Raw genomic sequence first — 15,133 nt, forward strand, 5'->3', positions numbered from 1 at the left:
CTTCCGGCTCGGCGCGGTCATCATCACCATGGGCAACCGCCCGGCCGAGCTGAACGCCCTGATCGAGTCGGTCCGCGCCCAGGAGGGCCCGACCGTCGAACTGGCCGTGGTCGCCAACGGCGCCCCGCTGCCGCCGCTGCCGCCGGGCGTGCGCAGCGTCGAGCTGCCGGAGAACCTCGGCATCCCGGGCGGCCGCAACGTCGGCATCGAGCTGTTCGGCAAGGACGGCCGGGAGGTCGACGCCGTCCTCTTCCTGGACGACGACGGCCGGCTCCCGGGCACCGACTCGGCCCGGCTGCTGCGCGAGGCCTTCAGCGCCGACCCGGAGCTGGGGATCGTCAGCTTCCGGATCGCCGACCCCGACACCGGCGTCACCCAGCGCCGGCACGTCCCCCGGCTGCGCGCCAGCGACCCGCTGCGCTCCTCCCGGGTGACCACCTTCCTGGGCGGCGCGAGCGCCGTGCGCTGCACGGTGTTCGAACAGGCAGGCCAGCTGCCCGCCGAGTTCTTCTACGCGCACGAGGAGACCGACCTCGCCTGGCGCGCGCTGGACGCCGGCTGGGCCATCGACTACCGGGCGGACGTGGTGCTCCACCACCCGACCACCTCGCCCGCCCGGCACGCCACGTACTTCCACAACGTGGCCCGCAACAGGGTGTGGCTCGCGAGACGGAACCTTCCGGCCCTGTTCGTGCCTCTCTATCTGGGAACCTGGTTCCTGCTGACCCTGGCCCGCCGCCCCTCCCCGGAGGCGCTGAAGGCCTGGTGGGGCGGGTTCCGGGCGGGCTGGCGCGAACCCTGCGGTACGCGGCGGCCCATGCGATGGCGTACCGTTTGGCGACTGACCAGGCTGGGCCGACCGCCGGTCATCTGATCGTACGGTCGGGCGGCCCCGCGGTGATTTGAACCGTACGGTTCAGTCGTCGTACGGTCGTCCGATCGCAGCGGCCGGTGACCACGCACCGGCCGGACTCCCCCGTGATCCGAGTGGATCCCCCTCGGCGAAAGGCCGGCGGACCCCCGTCGACCGGCCTCCCCGACGATCCCGCGCGAAGGACGAATGTGTCGACAGTGAGTGAACCCGTCAGCCTCTCAGCCCCGAGGGGGGCGGACGCGGGCCTGACCCCCAAGCAGCTTGCGGACAAGTACGGTCTCGCGGTCAGCGGCAGACGACCCGGCCTCGTCGCATACACCAAGCAGCTGTGGGCCCGCCGGCACTTCATCTGGGCCTTCGCCACCGCCCGCCTGGTGGCCCAGTACACCGACGCCAAGCTCGGCCAGCTCTGGCAGGTCGTGACCCCGCTGCTGAACTGCGCGGTGTTCTACCTGGTCTTCGGTGTGATCCTGCGCAGCAAGGACGGGTTCCCGGACGGCACGTACACCGCGTGGCTCTGCATCGGTGTCTTCGTGTTCCAGTTCACCCAGAACGCGGTGCAGTCCGGCACCCGGGCGATCTCCGACAACCTCGGCCTGATCCGGGCCCTGCACTTCCCGCGTGCCTCGCTGCCGATCGCCTTCACGGTGATCCAGCTCCAGCAGCTGATGATCTCGATGGTGGTGCTGGTCGGCGTGGTGCTGGCCAGCGGCATCGAGCCCGGCCGGACCTGGCTCGCGGTGGCCCCGGCGCTCGTCCTGCAGTCGATGTTCAACACCGGGGTGGCCCTGGTGATGGCGCGGATCGGTTCCAAGACCAGTGACATCTCCCAGCTGATCCCGTTCGCGATGCGCGCCTGGATGTTCCTCTCCGGCGTGATGTTCAGCATCCAGGACAAGATCAACGGCTGGCCGGAGTTCTGGCAGAAGGTGATGCAGCTCAACCCGGCCTCGGTCTACATGGACCTGATCCGGCACGCCTTCGCGCCGGTCATCTACAACAAGCACGTCCCCCAGCACCAGGTGCTCCCGCCGCACCAGTGGGCGTACGGCATCGCCTGGGCGGTCGGGATGTTCGTGATCGGATACGTCTTCTTCTGGAAGGCCGAGGAGGAGTACGGCCGTGGCTGACACCGACCTGCGAAAGGGCCTGACCGTGCAGGACAGCGACGTCGCACGCGAGCCCACCGTCGTCGTCGACGACGTGCACATCGTCTACCGGGTGCACGGCGCCGGCTCCGGCAAGGGCAGCGCCACCTCCGCGATCAGCCGGATCATCAGCCGCAAGCGCTCCGCGGGCGTGCGCGAGGTGCACGCGGTGCGCGGGATCAGCTTCACCGCGTACAAGGGCGAGGCGATCGGCCTGATCGGCTCCAACGGCTCCGGCAAGTCGACCATGCTGGCCGCCATCGCGGGCCTGCTGCCGACCGAGAAGGGCGGCATCTACACCAACGGCCAGCCCTCGCTGCTGGGCGTCAACGCGGCGCTGATGAACGAGCTCACCGGCGAGCGCAACGTCGTCCTCGGCTGCCTGGCGATGGGGATGACCCCGGCCCAGGTGCGGGAGCGCTACCAGGACATCGTCGAGTTCTCGGGCATCAACGACAAGGGCGACTTCATCTCCCTGCCGATGCGCACCTACTCCTCCGGCATGGGCGCCCGCCTGCGGTTCTCCATCGCTGCGGCGAAGACCCACGACGTGCTGCTGATCGACGAGGCGCTGGCCACCGGCGACCAGGCGTTCCAGCAGCGCAGCAAGAAGCGGATCGACGAGCTGCGCGGCTCGGCCGGTACGGTCTTCCTGGTCAGCCACGACAACAGCTCGATCCGCGAGGTCTGCGAGCGGACCATCTGGATCGAGGCCGGCGAGCTGGTGATGGACGGCCCGACCGAGGAGGTCGTGAGCCGCTACGAGCGCGGCGACCGGCCGTAGGACCGCAAGGGCCCCGCACGGAGGGCCGGTGACCGGGGCAGCCCGGCCGCCGGCCCTCCGTCGTTCCCCGGCCCGCCCGACCCCGGGTGGAACCCCGCCGTCCCCCGGGTGGCCCGCCGCTGCCCGGGTGAGCGCCCCGCGCGCCGGGTGGGGCGCCCTTTTCCGGCGCGGGCGGTGGTGTCAGGCTGTAAGGCGCGGGGGTGGTGTGTCGCAGGTGACCCCCGATATCGGACGCGTGTCCGACTCGGGCCGGTCGTACCGAGCGGTGTAGAACGGGGGAGTGACAGCAGTGTCGGCTTCGGCCCAGCCCAGTAGTGAGTCCCGGCCCGGCGACGGGACGGCGGACGGTCCAGCGGGAGTGACCCTGGACAAGGCGAGCGCGGAGAACTTCCCGGTCGCCCCGTTCTTCCTGCCCGCCGCCTGGCGCGACGACCTGATGGCCGTCTACGGCTTCGCCCGGCTGGTGGACGACGCCGGCGACGGCGACCTCGCCGACCCGGCCGGCGCCGCCCGGCTGCTCGGGGTGGCCGGGCGGCCCCCCGCCACCACCCCTTCGGCCCAGCCCGCCCCGCCGGGTCCGGACGAGGTCGCCTTCCGGCTCGCACTGCTCGACGGGCTGGAGCGGGACCTCGACCGGGTCTTCGAGACCGCCCTGCGCCCCGCGGCCGCCGAGGCGCCCCGCCACCCGCTGATGCGCGCGCTCGTCCCGCTGGTGGACCGGCACGCGCTGACCCCGGAGCCGTTCCGCCGTCTGATCGAGGCCAACCGGGTGGACCAGACCACCGCCCGCTACGCCACCTACCGGGACCTGGTCGGCTACTGCACGCTCTCCGCCGACCCGGTGGGCCGGCTGGTGCTGGCCATCGCGGGCGTCTCCACGCCCGAGCGGATCGAGCTCTCCGACGCCGTCTGCAGCGGCCTCCAGGTGGTCGAGCACCTCCAGGACGTCGCCGAGGACCTCGCCCGCGGCCGGATCTACCTCCCGGCCGAGGACCTGGCCCGCTTCGGCGTCACCGAGGCCGACCTCGCCGCCCCGTCCGCCGGCGGCGCGGTGCGTGAGCTGGTCGCCTTCGAGGTCGGACGGGCCCGCACCCTGCTGGACCGCGGCGCGCCGTTGGTAGGTACGGTTCGGGGGAGGCTTCGACTGCTCCTGGCGGGATTCACCGCCGGCGGGTACGCGGCCCTGGCCGCCATCGAGGGCGCCGGGTACGACGTGCTCGCCCAGCAGACGAAGCCCGACAAGCGCCGCCTCGCAGCGAAGGCGGCGGCCATCTTCGCGAAGGGAAGGTGAACGCCCGAGTGGCGGCATCACCACTGGCGTCGGCGCAGGTCATGGCGGCGTACCGGTACTGCGAGGCAGTCACCGGACTGCAGGCCCGCAACTTCAGCTACGGCATCCGCCTGCTGCCGGAGCCGAAGCGGCTGGCCATGTCGGCCCTGTACGCCCTGGCGCGGCGGGTCGACGACATCGGCGACGGCGAGCTCCCCGCGGACCGCAAGGCCGAGGCACTGCTGCGCACGCGCGAGCTGCTGGACGAGATCCGCGCGGGGTCGGTGTCGGAGGACGACACCGACCCGATCAAGGTCGCCCTGGCGGACACCGCCCGGCGCTTCCCGATCCCGCTCGGCGGCTTCGACGAGCTGATCGACGGCGTCGAGATGGACCTCAAGGGCGCCGAGTACCAGACGTACGAGGAGCTCAAGGTCTACTGCCGCTGCGTCGCCGGCGCGATCGGCCGGATCTCGCTCGGCGTGTACGGCTGCGACGACCCCGAGCGCGGGGCCCGGTACGCCGACACGCTGGGCCTGGCGCTCCAGCTCACCAACATCCTGCGCGACCTGCGCGAGGACGCCCTCAACGGCCGCACCTACCTGCCCGCCGAGGACCTCGTCCGGTTCGGCTGCGAGCGGGGCTTCGCGCTGCCCAGGCCGCCGGCCGGCGCCGACTTCACCGGGCTGGTCGCCTTCGAGGCGGCCCGGGCCCAGGCCGCCTTCGAGGAGGGCCTGCGGCTGCTGCCGATGCTCGACCGCCGCAGCCGCGCCTGCACCGCGGCGATGGCCGGGATCTACCACCGGCTGCTCGGCCGGATCGCGGCCGAGCCGGAGTCGGTGCTGCGCGGCCGGGTCTCGCTGCCGGGCTGGGAGAAGGCGTACGTGGCGCTTTCCGGGCTCGCCGGGGGGCGTTCTTGATTCTCGCCGCACTTCTGTCACGCTGTGTCAGCGGGGAATCACTTATGGGTAGAGCCGTGTTGACCACCGTGTTGGGCACGACCGTGTTGACCACGAGCGCCCCGGACCGGACCGGGTCGGGCGCCGGATGCGAGGGGGAGGGCCGATGACCGGGCGAGCCGATGCCGCGCGCCCGGCCGCCGTCGTGGTCGGCGGCGGCCTGGCGGGCATCACCACCGCGCTCCGGCTGGCCGAGGCCGACCACCGGGTCACCCTCGTCGAGGGCCGTCCCCGGCTGGGCGGCCTGGCCTTCTCGTTCCAGCGCGGCGAGCTGACCGTCGACAACGGCCAGCACGTCTACCTGCGCTGCTGCACCGCCTACCGGGGCCTGCTGGACCGGCTCGGCGCGAGCCGGCTGGTCCACCTCCAGGACCGGCTGGACGTTCCGGTGCTCGGCGTGTCCGGGCCCGAGGCCGCGCCGGTGCGCACGCTCGGCCGGCTCCGCCGGGCGGGCCTGCCCGTCCCGCTGCACCTGGCCGCCAGCCTGGCCACCTACCCGCACCTGGCGCCCGCCGACCGGGCCCGGGTGGTCCGCGGCGCGATCGCGCTCCAGGGCCTCGACCTCGCCGATCCGGCGCTGGACGCGGTCTCGTTCGGTGACTGGCTGCGCCGCCACGGGCAGAACGGGCGCACCATCGCCGCGCTCTGGGACCTGGTCGGCGTGGCCACCCTGAACGCCCGGGCCGACCAGGTGTCGCTGGCGCTGGCCGCGATGGTCTTCAAGACCGGCCTGCTCTCCGATCCGGGCGCCTCCGACATCGGCATGGCAGCCGTCCCGCTCGGCGTGATCCACCACGACCGGGCGCTCGCCGAGCTGGAGCGCGCCGGCGTGCAGGTACTGCTGCGAGCCCGGGCGACCGAGCTCAAGCCGTCCGCCCCGCAGCACGCCGTCCGGCTGGAGAGCGGCGAGCTGCTCACCGCCGACACGGTGGTGCTGGCCGGCGCCCAGGACACCGCCGCCGCCCTGCTGCCGCCCGACGCCGTCGACGCCCAGCAGCGGCTGGCCGGCTTCGGCACCGCGCCGATCCTCAACGTGCACGTGGTCTACGACCGCAAGGTGCTGCGGCGCCCGTTCTTCGCCGCGCTCGGCTCGCCGGTGCAGTGGGTCTTCGACCGCACCGCGCACTCCGGGCTGGCCGCCACCGAGCTGGGCCGGGCCCACCCCGGGGCTCAGTACCTGGCGCTCTCCCAGTCCGCCGTCCAGGACGAGATCGACCTGCCGGTGGCCGAGCTGCGCCGCCGCTACCTGCCCGAGCTGGCCCGGCTGCTCCCCGCCGCCGGCGGGGCCGAGGTGCTGGACTTCTTCGTCACCCGCGAGCGCACCGCCACCTTCGACCCGGCCCCGGGCACGGCCGCCGTCCGCCCGACGGCCCGGACGCACGTCCCCGGCCTGCTGCTGGCCGGCGCGTGGACGGCCACCGGGTGGCCCGCGACCATGGAGGGCGCCGTCCGCAGCGGCCACGCCGCGGCCGACGCGGCGCTCGCCGGCGCCGGCACCCGGCTCCCGGTGGACCGCGGCGACGGGAGGTGGCCCCGGTGACCCAGGGCCCCGCCGCCGGTCCCGGCGACCCCGCGAGATCCGGCCGCCCCACCGCCGGCCGCACCGGTCTCATCGACATCGCAAGCGCCCGGCCGTCCCGCGCGGCCCGGCACCACCAGGGAGAGGGAACGCACGTGGAGTCACGCACCGGCACTGCCGTCGGAGGCACGGCGCACGCCGAACCGGTCTCGGTGCCGGAGCTGCTCGCCCGCAGCCGCACGCTCTGCACCCCGCCGTTGCGGGCCGCCGTCGCCCGTTTGGCCGCACCGATGGACACCGTCGGGGCCTACCACTTCGGCTGGATCGACCGGGACGGCACGCCGGCCGCGGGGGACGGCGGCAAGGCCGTGCGCCCCGCCCTGGCCCTGCTCTCGGCCCAGGCCGTCGGCGCCCCGGCGGAGGCCGGTGTGCCCGGTGGGGTGGCCGTTGAACTGGTGCACAACTTCTCCCTGCTCCATGATGATCTGATGGACGGTGACGAGACCAGACGGCACCGGGCCACCGCCTGGACGGTCTTCGGACCGGCCCAGGCGATCCTGGTGGGCGACGCCCTGGCGACGCTCGGTACCGAGGTGCTGCTCGACGCGGCCACCGCCGGTGGCACGAGCCCCGCCGACGCCGCGCGCGCCGTCCGGCTCCTCACCACCGCCACCCGTCGGCTCATCGACGGCCAGGCCATGGACGTCGCCTTCGAACAGCGGGACAGCGTCACCGTCGCCGAGTGCCTGGAGATGGAGGGCGGCAAGACCGCCGCCCTGCTCGCCGCCGCCTCCGCGATCGGCGCCGTCCTGGCCGGCGCCGACGACCGGGTCTCGGACGCCCTCCAGCGCTACGGCCACCACCTCGGACTGGCCTTCCAGGCGGTGGACGACCTGCTCGGCATCTGGGGCGCCACCGAGGTCACCGGCAAGCCGCACTGGGGGGACCTCCGCCAGCGCAAGAAGTCCCTGCCGGTGGCCGCGGCCCTCGCCGAGGGTGGCCCGGCCTCGCGCCGGCTCGCCGAACAGCTGGCCGACCCCTCGGGGCGCGGCGAGGAGAGCGAGCCCGAGCTCGCCGCCCGCGCCGCGCTGATCGAGGAGGCCGGCGGCCGCGCCTGGACCCAGGAGGAGGCCCGCCGCCAGCACACGACTGCCCTCGCCGCTCTGGACGAGGTGCCCATGCCCGATGTGGTGCGCGAGCACTTCGTCGCACTCGCCGAATTCGTGGTGGTACGAGAGAGGTGACGTTACGTTGACAGCAACCGCGGACGGCCGGCTCGACCCTGAGTACGATTCCGAGCCGGTCGCGGTGGGCGACCGCCCCCCGGCGCTGCTGAGCGCCGGGCGGTCGGCCGACCGGCCCGACCAGGAGCAGGACGGTCCGCTCTCGGCCGAGGAGGCACTGGCGCGCGCCACCACCCACCTGCTCTCGCTGCAGAGCTCCGAGGGCTGGTGGAAGGGCGACCTGGAGACCAACGTCACCATGGACGCCGAGGACTTACTGCTCCGGCAGTTCCTCGGGATCCGGACGGAGGAGCAGACCAAGGCCACCGCCGAGTGGATCCGCTCCCAGCAACGGGAGGACGGCACCTGGTCCACCTTCCACGGCGGACCGGCGGAGCTCTCCACCACGGTCGAGGCCTACGTCGCCCTCAAGCTCGCCGGTGACGATCCCGACGCCCCGCACATGCTCGCCGCCGCCCGCTACGTCCGGTCCGCCGGCGGCATCGCGGCCGCCCGGGTCTTCACCCGGATCTGGCTGGCCCTCTTCGGCTGGTGGCCCTGGGCGCGGCTGCCCGAGATGCCACCGGAGATCATCTTCCTGCCCAAGTGGCTCCCGCTGAACATCTACGCTTTCGGATGCTGGGCCCGGCAGACCATCGTGCCGCTCACCATCGTCTCGGCGCACCGCCCGGTGCGCCCCGCGCCGTTCCCGCTGACCGAGTTGCACACCGACCCGGAGCACCCCTTCCCCGAGCGCCCGCTCGCCCCCGCCACCACCTGGGACGGCGTCTTCGAACGCCTGGACAAGGTGCTGCACGCCTACCACCGCCGGGCGCTGCGCCCCCTGCGCCGGCTCGCCCTCTCGCAGGCCTGCCGCTGGATCGTCGAGCGGCAGGAGGCGGACGGCTGCTGGGGCGGCATCCAGCCGCCCGCCGTCTACTCGCTGATCGCCCTGCACCTGGAGGGCTACGAACTCGACCATCCGGTGATGCAGGCCGGCCTCTCCTCCTTCGACCGCTTCACCGTGCACACCGAGGACGGCCGGCGCTGGCTGGAGGCCTGCCAGTCCCCGGTCTGGGACACCTGCCTGGCCACCATCGCGCTGGCCGACGCCGGGCTGCCGGCCGATCACCCCGCGCTGGTCTCGGCCGTCGACTGGATGCTCGCCGAGGAGATCACCCGGCGCGGCGACTGGTCCGTCCAGCGGCCCTCGCTCGCCCCCGGCGGCTGGGCGTTCGAATTCGAGAACGACACCTACCCCGACATCGACGACACCGCCGAGGTGGTGCTCGCCCTGCGCCGGGTGGCCCACCCCGATCCCGCCAAGGTGACCGGCGCGGTCGACCGCGGGGTCGGCTGGAACCTCGGCATGCAGTCCAAGAACGGCGCCTGGGGCGCCTTCGACGTCGACAACACCAGCACCCTGCCCAACAAGCTGCCGTTCTGCGACTTCGGCGAGGTGGTCGACCCGCCGTCCGCCGACGTCACCGCCCACGTGGTGGAGATGCTCGCCGAGGTCGGCAAGGGCAAGGACCCCCGCACCCGCCGGGGCGTGGAGTGGCTGCTGCGCAACCAGGAGGCCGACGGCTCCTGGTTCGGCCGCTGGGGCACCAACTACATCTACGGCACCGGCTCGGTGCTGCCCGCCCTGGTCGCGGCCGGCGTCCCGGACGAGCACCCGGCGATCCGCCGCGCCGTCCGCTGGCTGGAGGACCGGCAGAACACCGACGGCGGCTGGGGCGAGGACATGCGCTCCTACGAGGACCCGGCCCGCTGGGCCGGGCGCGGCGACTCCACCGCCTCGCAGACCGCGTGGGCGCTGATGGCGCTGCTCGCCGCCGGCGAGGGCCCGGACGGCCGGGCCAACCCGGCGGTCGTGCGCGGGGTCGACTGGCTGGCCCGCACCCAGCTGCCCGAGGGCACCTGGGACGAGCCGCAGTTCACCGGGACGGGCTTCCCGTGGGACTTCTCCATCAACTACCACCTCTACCGGCTGGTCTTCCCGGTCACCGCGCTCGGCCGGTACCTGCACGGCACTCCCGCCACCGGCCGGGACAGCGTCCCCGGTGCCAAGGGCGCCCCGGCCGGCGGCAGCCCGGTGATCGGGGCGGCCCGGTGAAGCCCGCTCCGCTGCTGGTGCTCTGCGCACTCGGCCCCGAGGTCTGGGCCCTGCGCGGAGGGGACTGGCGCGGCGCCGCCGGCGGGCCGCCGGTACTGGTCCGCACCGGTGTCGGTCGCCGCCGGGCCGCCCACACGGTCAGACGGCTGCTCACCTCGGCCCCCGGCGGCTACGGCGCCGTCGTGGTGGCCGGATTCGGCGCGGCCGTCGCGCCGGGAATAACACCCGGTGACGTGATCGTTGCGGACGGCGTGCGCGATGCCGAGGGGAACCTCTTCGCGGTCGACTCCGGGCCCGAGCTCAGCCGGGCGCTGAAGACGCGCGGGCTGACGGCCCACACCGGCGTGCACCACACCGCCGACCACGTGGTGCGCGGTCTGGAGCGGCGCGCCCTGCACCTGCAGGGCGCACTCGCCGTCGACATGGAGGCCGCGGCGGTCCTCGCCGCCCTCCAGGAGATCCGCCCGGCCCTGCCCGCCGCCGTCCTGCGGGTGGTGGTCGACACCCCCGAGCGCGAGCTGCTGCGCCCGGGCACCCTGCCGGCCGGCGTCCGCGCCTGGCGGACGCTGCGGGCCACCGTGCCCGCGCTCGTCGACTGGCACGAGCAGAACCGGCCGCGGCCGGCAGGCCCGCGGTCCGCAAGCCTCAACCACCCCACACCCTCGACGCTCCCTCAGGAGGCGAGCTAGCCATGGCCATGCCGTTGCGCCAAACCGTGCGGGTCGGCACCTACCTCATGCAGCAGAAGCTCAAGCGGCGGGACAAGTTCCCACTGATCGTCGAGCTGGAGCCGCTCTTCGCCTGCAACCTCGCCTGTGAGGGGTGCGGCAAGATCCAGCACCCGGCGGGTGTGCTGAAGCAGCGGATGCCGGTCGCCCAGGCGGTCGGCGCGGTGCTGGAGTCGGGCGCCCCGATGGTCTCGATCGCCGGCGGCGAGCCGCTGATGCACCCGCAGATCGACGAGATCGTCCGCCAGCTGGTGGCGCGCCGCAAGTACGTCTTCCTCTGCACCAACGCGCTGCTGCTGCGCAAGAAGCTGGACAAGTTCACCCCCTCGCCGTACTTCACCTTCACCGTGCACATCGACGGGCTGCGCGAGCGGCACGACGCCTCGGTGGCCAAGGAGGGGACCTTCGACGAGGCGGTGGAGGCGATCAAGGAGGCCAAGCGGCGCGGCTTCCGGGTCACCACCAACAGCACCTTCTTCAACACCGACACCCCGCAGACCATCATCGACGTGCTGGACTACCTCAACGACGACCTCAAGGTCGACGAGATGATGATCTCCCCGGCGTTCGCCTACGAGAAGGCGCCCGACCAGGAGCACTTCCTCGGCGTGGAGCAGACCAGGGAGCTCTTCCGCAAGACCTTCTCCGGCGGCAACCGGCGCCGCTGGCGGCTCAACCACAGCCCGCTCTTCCTGGACTTCCTGGAGGGCAAGGTCGACTTCGAGTGCACCGCCTGGGGCATCCCCAACTACTCGCTCTTCGGCTGGCAACGCCCCTGCTACCTGATGGCCGACGGGTACGTGCCCACCTACCGCGAACTGATCGAGAAGACCGACTGGTCGAAGTACGGCCGCGGCAAGGACGCGCGCTGCGCCAACTGCATGGCGCACTGCGGCTACGAGCCGACCGCCGTCCTCGCCACCATGGGCTCGCTCAAGGAGTCGCTGCGCGCGCTCACGGAGACCGTCGGCGCCAACCGCGGTCACTGACCGCGCCCCGCCCGGCACGGGGCCGCCCCCGTGCCGGGCGGTCCTGCCACAGGGGGGCACCACAGCACTGCTCCGAGTCGTGAGGTGAACACATGCCACTGCTCTCCGGCGCCACGTCCCCGGCCGACCTCAGAAAGATCCCGGCCGCCGACCTCCCACTCCTCGCCGACGAGATCCGCGCCTTCCTGATCGATGCCGTCACCCGGACCGGAGGCCACCTCGGCCCGAACCTCGGGGTCGTGGAGCTGACCATCGCGCTGCACCGGGTGTTCGACTCGCCCTACGACCGGATCGTCTGGGACACCGGCCATCAGAGCTACGTTCACAAACTGCTCACCGGGCGGCAGGACTTCTCGAAACTGCGTTCCAGGGGAGGCCTGTCCGGCTACCCCTCGCGCGCGGAGTCCGAGCACGACCTGGTCGAGAACTCGCACGCCTCCACCGCCCTCTCCTACGCCGACGGCCTCGCCAAGGCCGCCCAGCTGCTCGGCCAGCACGACCGGCAGACCGTCGCGGTGATCGGTGACGGCGCGCTCACCGGCGGGCTCGCCTGGGAAGCGCTCAACAACATCGCCGAGGCGCGGGACCGCCCGCTGGTGATCGTCGTCAACGACAACGAGCGCTCCTACGCCAGGACCATCGGCGGCCTCGCCCACCACCTCGCCACGCTGCGCACCACCCAGGGGTACGAGCGCTTCCTCGCCCTCGGCAAGGAAGCGCTGCAGCGCACCCCGCTAGTCGGGCAGCCGATCTTCGACGCGCTGCACGGCGCCAAGAAGGGGTTCAAGGACGCCTTCGCCCCGCAGGGCATGTTCGAGGACCTCGGGCTCAAGTACCTCGGCCCGATCGACGGCCACGACCTGGGCGCCGTCGAGCAGGCGCTGCGCCAGGCTCGCGGCTTCGGCGGCCCGGTCATCGTCCACTGCCTGACCGTCAAGGGCCGCGGCTACGGTCCGGCCGAGCAGGACGAGGCGGACCGCTTCCACGCCGTCAACCCGATCGACCCGTACACCTGCCTGCCCATCGCGCCCAGTGCCGGGGTCTCCTGGACGTCGGTGTTCGGCGAGGAGATGCTCGCGCTCGGCGCCGAGCGGCCGGACGTGGTCGCGATCACCGCCGCGATGCTCCAGCCGGTCGGGCTGGCGAAGTTCGCCAAGGCCCACCCGGAGCGGACCTTCGACGTGGGGATCGCCGAGCAGCACGCCGTGACCAGTGCGGCGGGGCTGGCCACCGGCGGGCTGCACCCGGTGGTCGCGGTCTACGCGACCTTCCTCAACCGGGCCTTCGACCAGGTCCTGATGGACGTCGCCCTGCACCGGCTGGGTGTGACCTTCGTCCTCGACCGCTCCGGGGTGACCGGGCCGGACGGCGCCTCGCACAACGGCATGTGGGACATGTCGATCCTCCAGGTCGTCCCCGGCCTGCGGCTGGCGGCCCCGCGCGACGCCGACCAGCTGCGGGCCCAGCTGCGCGAGGCGGTGGAGGTGACGGACGCGCCGACGGTGATCCGGTTCCCCAAGGGGAACATCGGGCCGGCCGTCCCGGCCGTGGAGCGGATCGGCGGCGTCGACGTGCTGCTGCGGACCGGCGAGCTGCCGGAGATCCTGCTGGTCGCGGTGGGCACCATGGCGGGCGCCGGGCTGGACGCGGCGCGCCTGCTGCTGGCCGAGGGGTTCACCGCGACGGTCGTCGACCCGCGCTGGGTCAAGCCGGTCGACCCGGCCCTGCCCGCGCTGGCCGCCGCGCACCGGCTGGTCGTCACGGTCGAGGACAACGGCCGGACCGGCGGCGTCGGCGCGGCGGTCGCCCAGGCGCTGCGGGACGCCGACGTGGACGTCCCGGTGCGGGTGCTCGGCCTGCCGCAGGAGTTCCTCGGCCACGCCGCCCGGGGCGAGATCCTGGAGGAGGCCGGGTTGACCGGCACCGGGGTCGCCGCGCAGACCGCGGCCTTCGCCAAGAACCTGCTACCGACCCGAGGAGCGAACCAGCGCCATGCAGGCTGACCCCGGCAACGAACCCCGCTTCGACCTCGCCGCCCTGCTCGCCGAGCGCGGGGGCGAACGGTACGAGCTGCACAGCCGCCACCTGAATCCGCAGCTGCCGCGGATGCTGCACACCATCGGCTTCGACAAGTACTACGAGCGCGCCGAGGGCCCGTACTTCTACGACGCCGAGGGCAACGAGTACCTCGACATGCTCGCCGGGTTCGGCATCTTCGCGCTCGGCCGGCACCACCCGGTGGTGCGCGGGGCCGTCCAGCAGGTGATGGACCTCGACCTGCCGGACCTGGTCCGGTTCGACTGTTCGCCGCTGCCCGGCCTGCTCGCGGAGCGGCTGCTCTCGTACGCGCCGGGGCTGGACCGGGTCTTCTTCGGCAACAGCGGCACCGAGGCGGTCGAGACGGCCCTGAAGTTCGCCCGCTACGCCACCGGGCGCCGGCGCGTGCTCTACGCCGACCACGCCTTCCACGGGCTGACCACCGGTTCGCTCTCGGTCAACGGCGAGAGCGGGTTCCGCAAGGGCTTCGATCCGCTGCTGCCGGACACCGCGATCCCGCTCGGTGACCTCGGGGCACTGGCCAAGGAGCTGAAGAAGGGCGACGTCGCGGCCCTGATCGTGGAGCCGATCCAGGGCAAGGGCGTGCTGGCCCCGCCGCCCGGCTGGCTGCGGGCGGCGCAGGAACTCCTGCACGAGCACAAGGCGCTGCTGATCTGCGACGAGGTGCAGACCGGCATCGGCCGGACCGGGGAGTTCTTCGCCTACCAGCACGAGGAGGGCGTGCTGCCCGACCTGGTCTGCGCGGCCAAGGCGCTCTCCGGCGGCTACGTCCCGGTCGGGGCGACGCTCGGCAAGGGCTGGATCTTCGAGAAGGTCTACTCCTCGATGGACCGGGTGCTGGTGCACTCGGCCAGCTTCGGCTCCAACGCGCAGGCGATGGCGGCGGGCCTGGCGACCCTGGAGGTGATGCGGGACGAGAAGGTGGTCGAGAACGCCCGCGCCGTCGGGGACCGGTTCCGGGAGCGGCTGGCGGCGCTGGTCGACCGGTACGAGCTGCTGGCCGAGGTCCGCGGCCGGGGCCTGATGATCGGCATCGAGTTCGGCCGGCCGAAGTCGCTGAAGCTGCGGACCGGGTGGACGGCGCTGCAGGCGGCCCGCAAGGGCCTGTTCGCCCAGATGGTGGTCGTCCCGTTGCTGCAGCGGCACCGTATCCTCACCCAGGTCTCCGGCGACCACCTGGAGGTGATCAAGCTGATCCCGCCGCTGATCATCACCGACCGGGACGTGGACCGGTTCATCGACGCCTTCACCGACGTGATGGACGACGCGCACCGCGGGAGCGGCCTGATGTGGGACTTCGGGCGGACGCTGGTGAAGCAGGCGGTCGGCAACCGCTGAGCGGGCCGGGCCGCGGCGGAGTGGGGAGTGGGGCCGGGCCGCCAAACCCAACCCGGGGTTACACCCCGGCAAACTTCGGGACGCCGCGCCCGCTGAAGTAGAGGAATTACTACCCCGCGGCAAA

12 protein-coding genes are annotated in these 15,133 nt (G+C 73.1%); all 12 read left to right on the top strand.

Going from position 1 to position 15,133, the window contains the following annotated elements:
* Window positions 1-28: 28 nt before the first annotated feature.
* The 12 genes from ACFWA9_RS08615 to ACFWA9_RS08670 all read left to right on the top strand — a co-directional run bounded on the left by ACFWA9_RS08615 (window position 29) and on the right by ACFWA9_RS08670 (window position 15,009).
* Window positions 29-874: a glycosyltransferase gene (locus tag ACFWA9_RS08615; protein ID WP_329492347.1), complete on the top strand. Its 846-nt coding sequence runs from the start codon at window positions 29-31 to the stop codon at window positions 872-874.
* 188 nt (window positions 875-1,062) lie between these two features.
* Entirely contained in the window at window positions 1,063-2,004 is a 942-nt protein-coding gene (locus tag ACFWA9_RS08620; protein ID WP_352292454.1) for an ABC transporter permease, read from the top strand.
* The gene (locus ACFWA9_RS08625) at window positions 1,997-2,806 is read left to right on the top strand and encodes an ABC transporter ATP-binding protein (RefSeq protein WP_329490721.1); all 810 of its coding nucleotides are present in this window, start codon (window positions 1,997-1,999) and stop codon (window positions 2,804-2,806) included. The genes ACFWA9_RS08620 and ACFWA9_RS08625 overlap by 8 nt, the downstream gene beginning before the upstream one ends.
* Window positions 2,807-3,164: 358 nt before the next feature.
* Complete coding sequence (hpnC, locus tag ACFWA9_RS08630) at window positions 3,165-4,097, top strand: squalene synthase HpnC (RefSeq protein WP_329490722.1); 933 nt, start codon at window positions 3,165-3,167, stop codon at window positions 4,095-4,097.
* A 41-nt stretch (window positions 4,098-4,138) separates the two neighbouring features.
* A complete protein-coding gene (gene hpnD, locus ACFWA9_RS08635) occupies window positions 4,139-4,996 on the top strand; it encodes a presqualene diphosphate synthase HpnD (protein ID WP_380384688.1) in 858 nt (285 codons plus the stop codon).
* A 145-nt stretch (window positions 4,997-5,141) separates the two neighbouring features.
* On the top strand, window positions 5,142-6,575 hold the full coding sequence (gene hpnE / locus ACFWA9_RS08640) for a hydroxysqualene dehydroxylase HpnE (RefSeq protein WP_380384643.1): 1,434 nt from the start codon (window positions 5,142-5,144) through the stop codon (window positions 6,573-6,575).
* 134 nt (window positions 6,576-6,709) lie between these two features.
* Entirely contained in the window at window positions 6,710-7,798 is a 1,089-nt protein-coding gene (locus ACFWA9_RS08645) for a polyprenyl synthetase family protein (RefSeq protein WP_380384646.1), read from the top strand.
* A gap of 7 nt (window positions 7,799-7,805) precedes the next feature.
* Window positions 7,806-9,896 (top strand): squalene--hopene cyclase, encoded by a 2,091-nt coding sequence (shc, locus tag ACFWA9_RS08650; RefSeq protein WP_380384649.1) that lies wholly within the window; start codon window positions 7,806-7,808, stop codon window positions 9,894-9,896.
* A complete protein-coding gene (locus ACFWA9_RS08655) occupies window positions 9,893-10,585 on the top strand; it encodes a 1-hydroxy-2-methyl-2-butenyl 4-diphosphate reductase (RefSeq protein WP_380384652.1) in 693 nt (230 codons plus the stop codon). The genes shc and ACFWA9_RS08655 overlap by 4 nt, the downstream gene beginning before the upstream one ends.
* 2 nt (window positions 10,586-10,587) lie before the next feature.
* On the top strand, window positions 10,588-11,613 hold the full coding sequence (gene hpnH / locus ACFWA9_RS08660) for an adenosyl-hopene transferase HpnH (RefSeq protein WP_329490725.1): 1,026 nt from the start codon (window positions 10,588-10,590) through the stop codon (window positions 11,611-11,613).
* Between the two features lie 92 nt (window positions 11,614-11,705).
* Window positions 11,706-13,616: a 1-deoxy-D-xylulose-5-phosphate synthase gene (dxs, locus tag ACFWA9_RS08665; RefSeq protein ID WP_380384655.1), complete on the top strand. Its 1,911-nt coding sequence runs from the start codon at window positions 11,706-11,708 to the stop codon at window positions 13,614-13,616.
* A complete protein-coding gene (locus ACFWA9_RS08670; protein ID WP_352292446.1) occupies window positions 13,606-15,009 on the top strand; it encodes an aspartate aminotransferase family protein in 1,404 nt (467 codons plus the stop codon). Before dxs ends, ACFWA9_RS08670 begins: the two co-directional genes overlap by 11 nt.
* Window positions 15,010-15,133 lie beyond the last annotated feature (124 nt).

This window comes from Kitasatospora sp. NPDC059973 (assembly GCF_042737525.1).
Lineage (GTDB): Bacteria > Actinomycetota > Actinomycetes > Streptomycetales > Streptomycetaceae > Kitasatospora.

Bases quoted from the DNA above. Each gene is read 5' to 3' on its own strand.
- ACFWA9_RS08615 (WP_329492347.1), top strand. From the start codon at position 29: ATGGGCAACCGCCCGGCCGAGCTGAACGCCCTGATCGAGTCGGTCCGC.
- hpnD (WP_380384688.1), top strand. From the start codon at position 4,139: ATGGCGGCGTACCGGTACTGCGAGGCAGTCACCGGACTGCAGGCCCGC.
- dxs (WP_380384655.1), top strand. From the start codon at position 11,706: ATGCCACTGCTCTCCGGCGCCACGTCCCCGGCCGACCTCAGAAAGATC.
- hpnH (WP_329490725.1), top strand. From the start codon at position 10,588: ATGGCCATGCCGTTGCGCCAAACCGTGCGGGTCGGCACCTACCTCATG.
- ACFWA9_RS08670 (WP_352292446.1), top strand. From the start codon at position 13,606: ATGCAGGCTGACCCCGGCAACGAACCCCGCTTCGACCTCGCCGCCCTG.
- hpnE (WP_380384643.1), top strand. From the start codon at position 5,142: ATGACCGGGCGAGCCGATGCCGCGCGCCCGGCCGCCGTCGTGGTCGGC.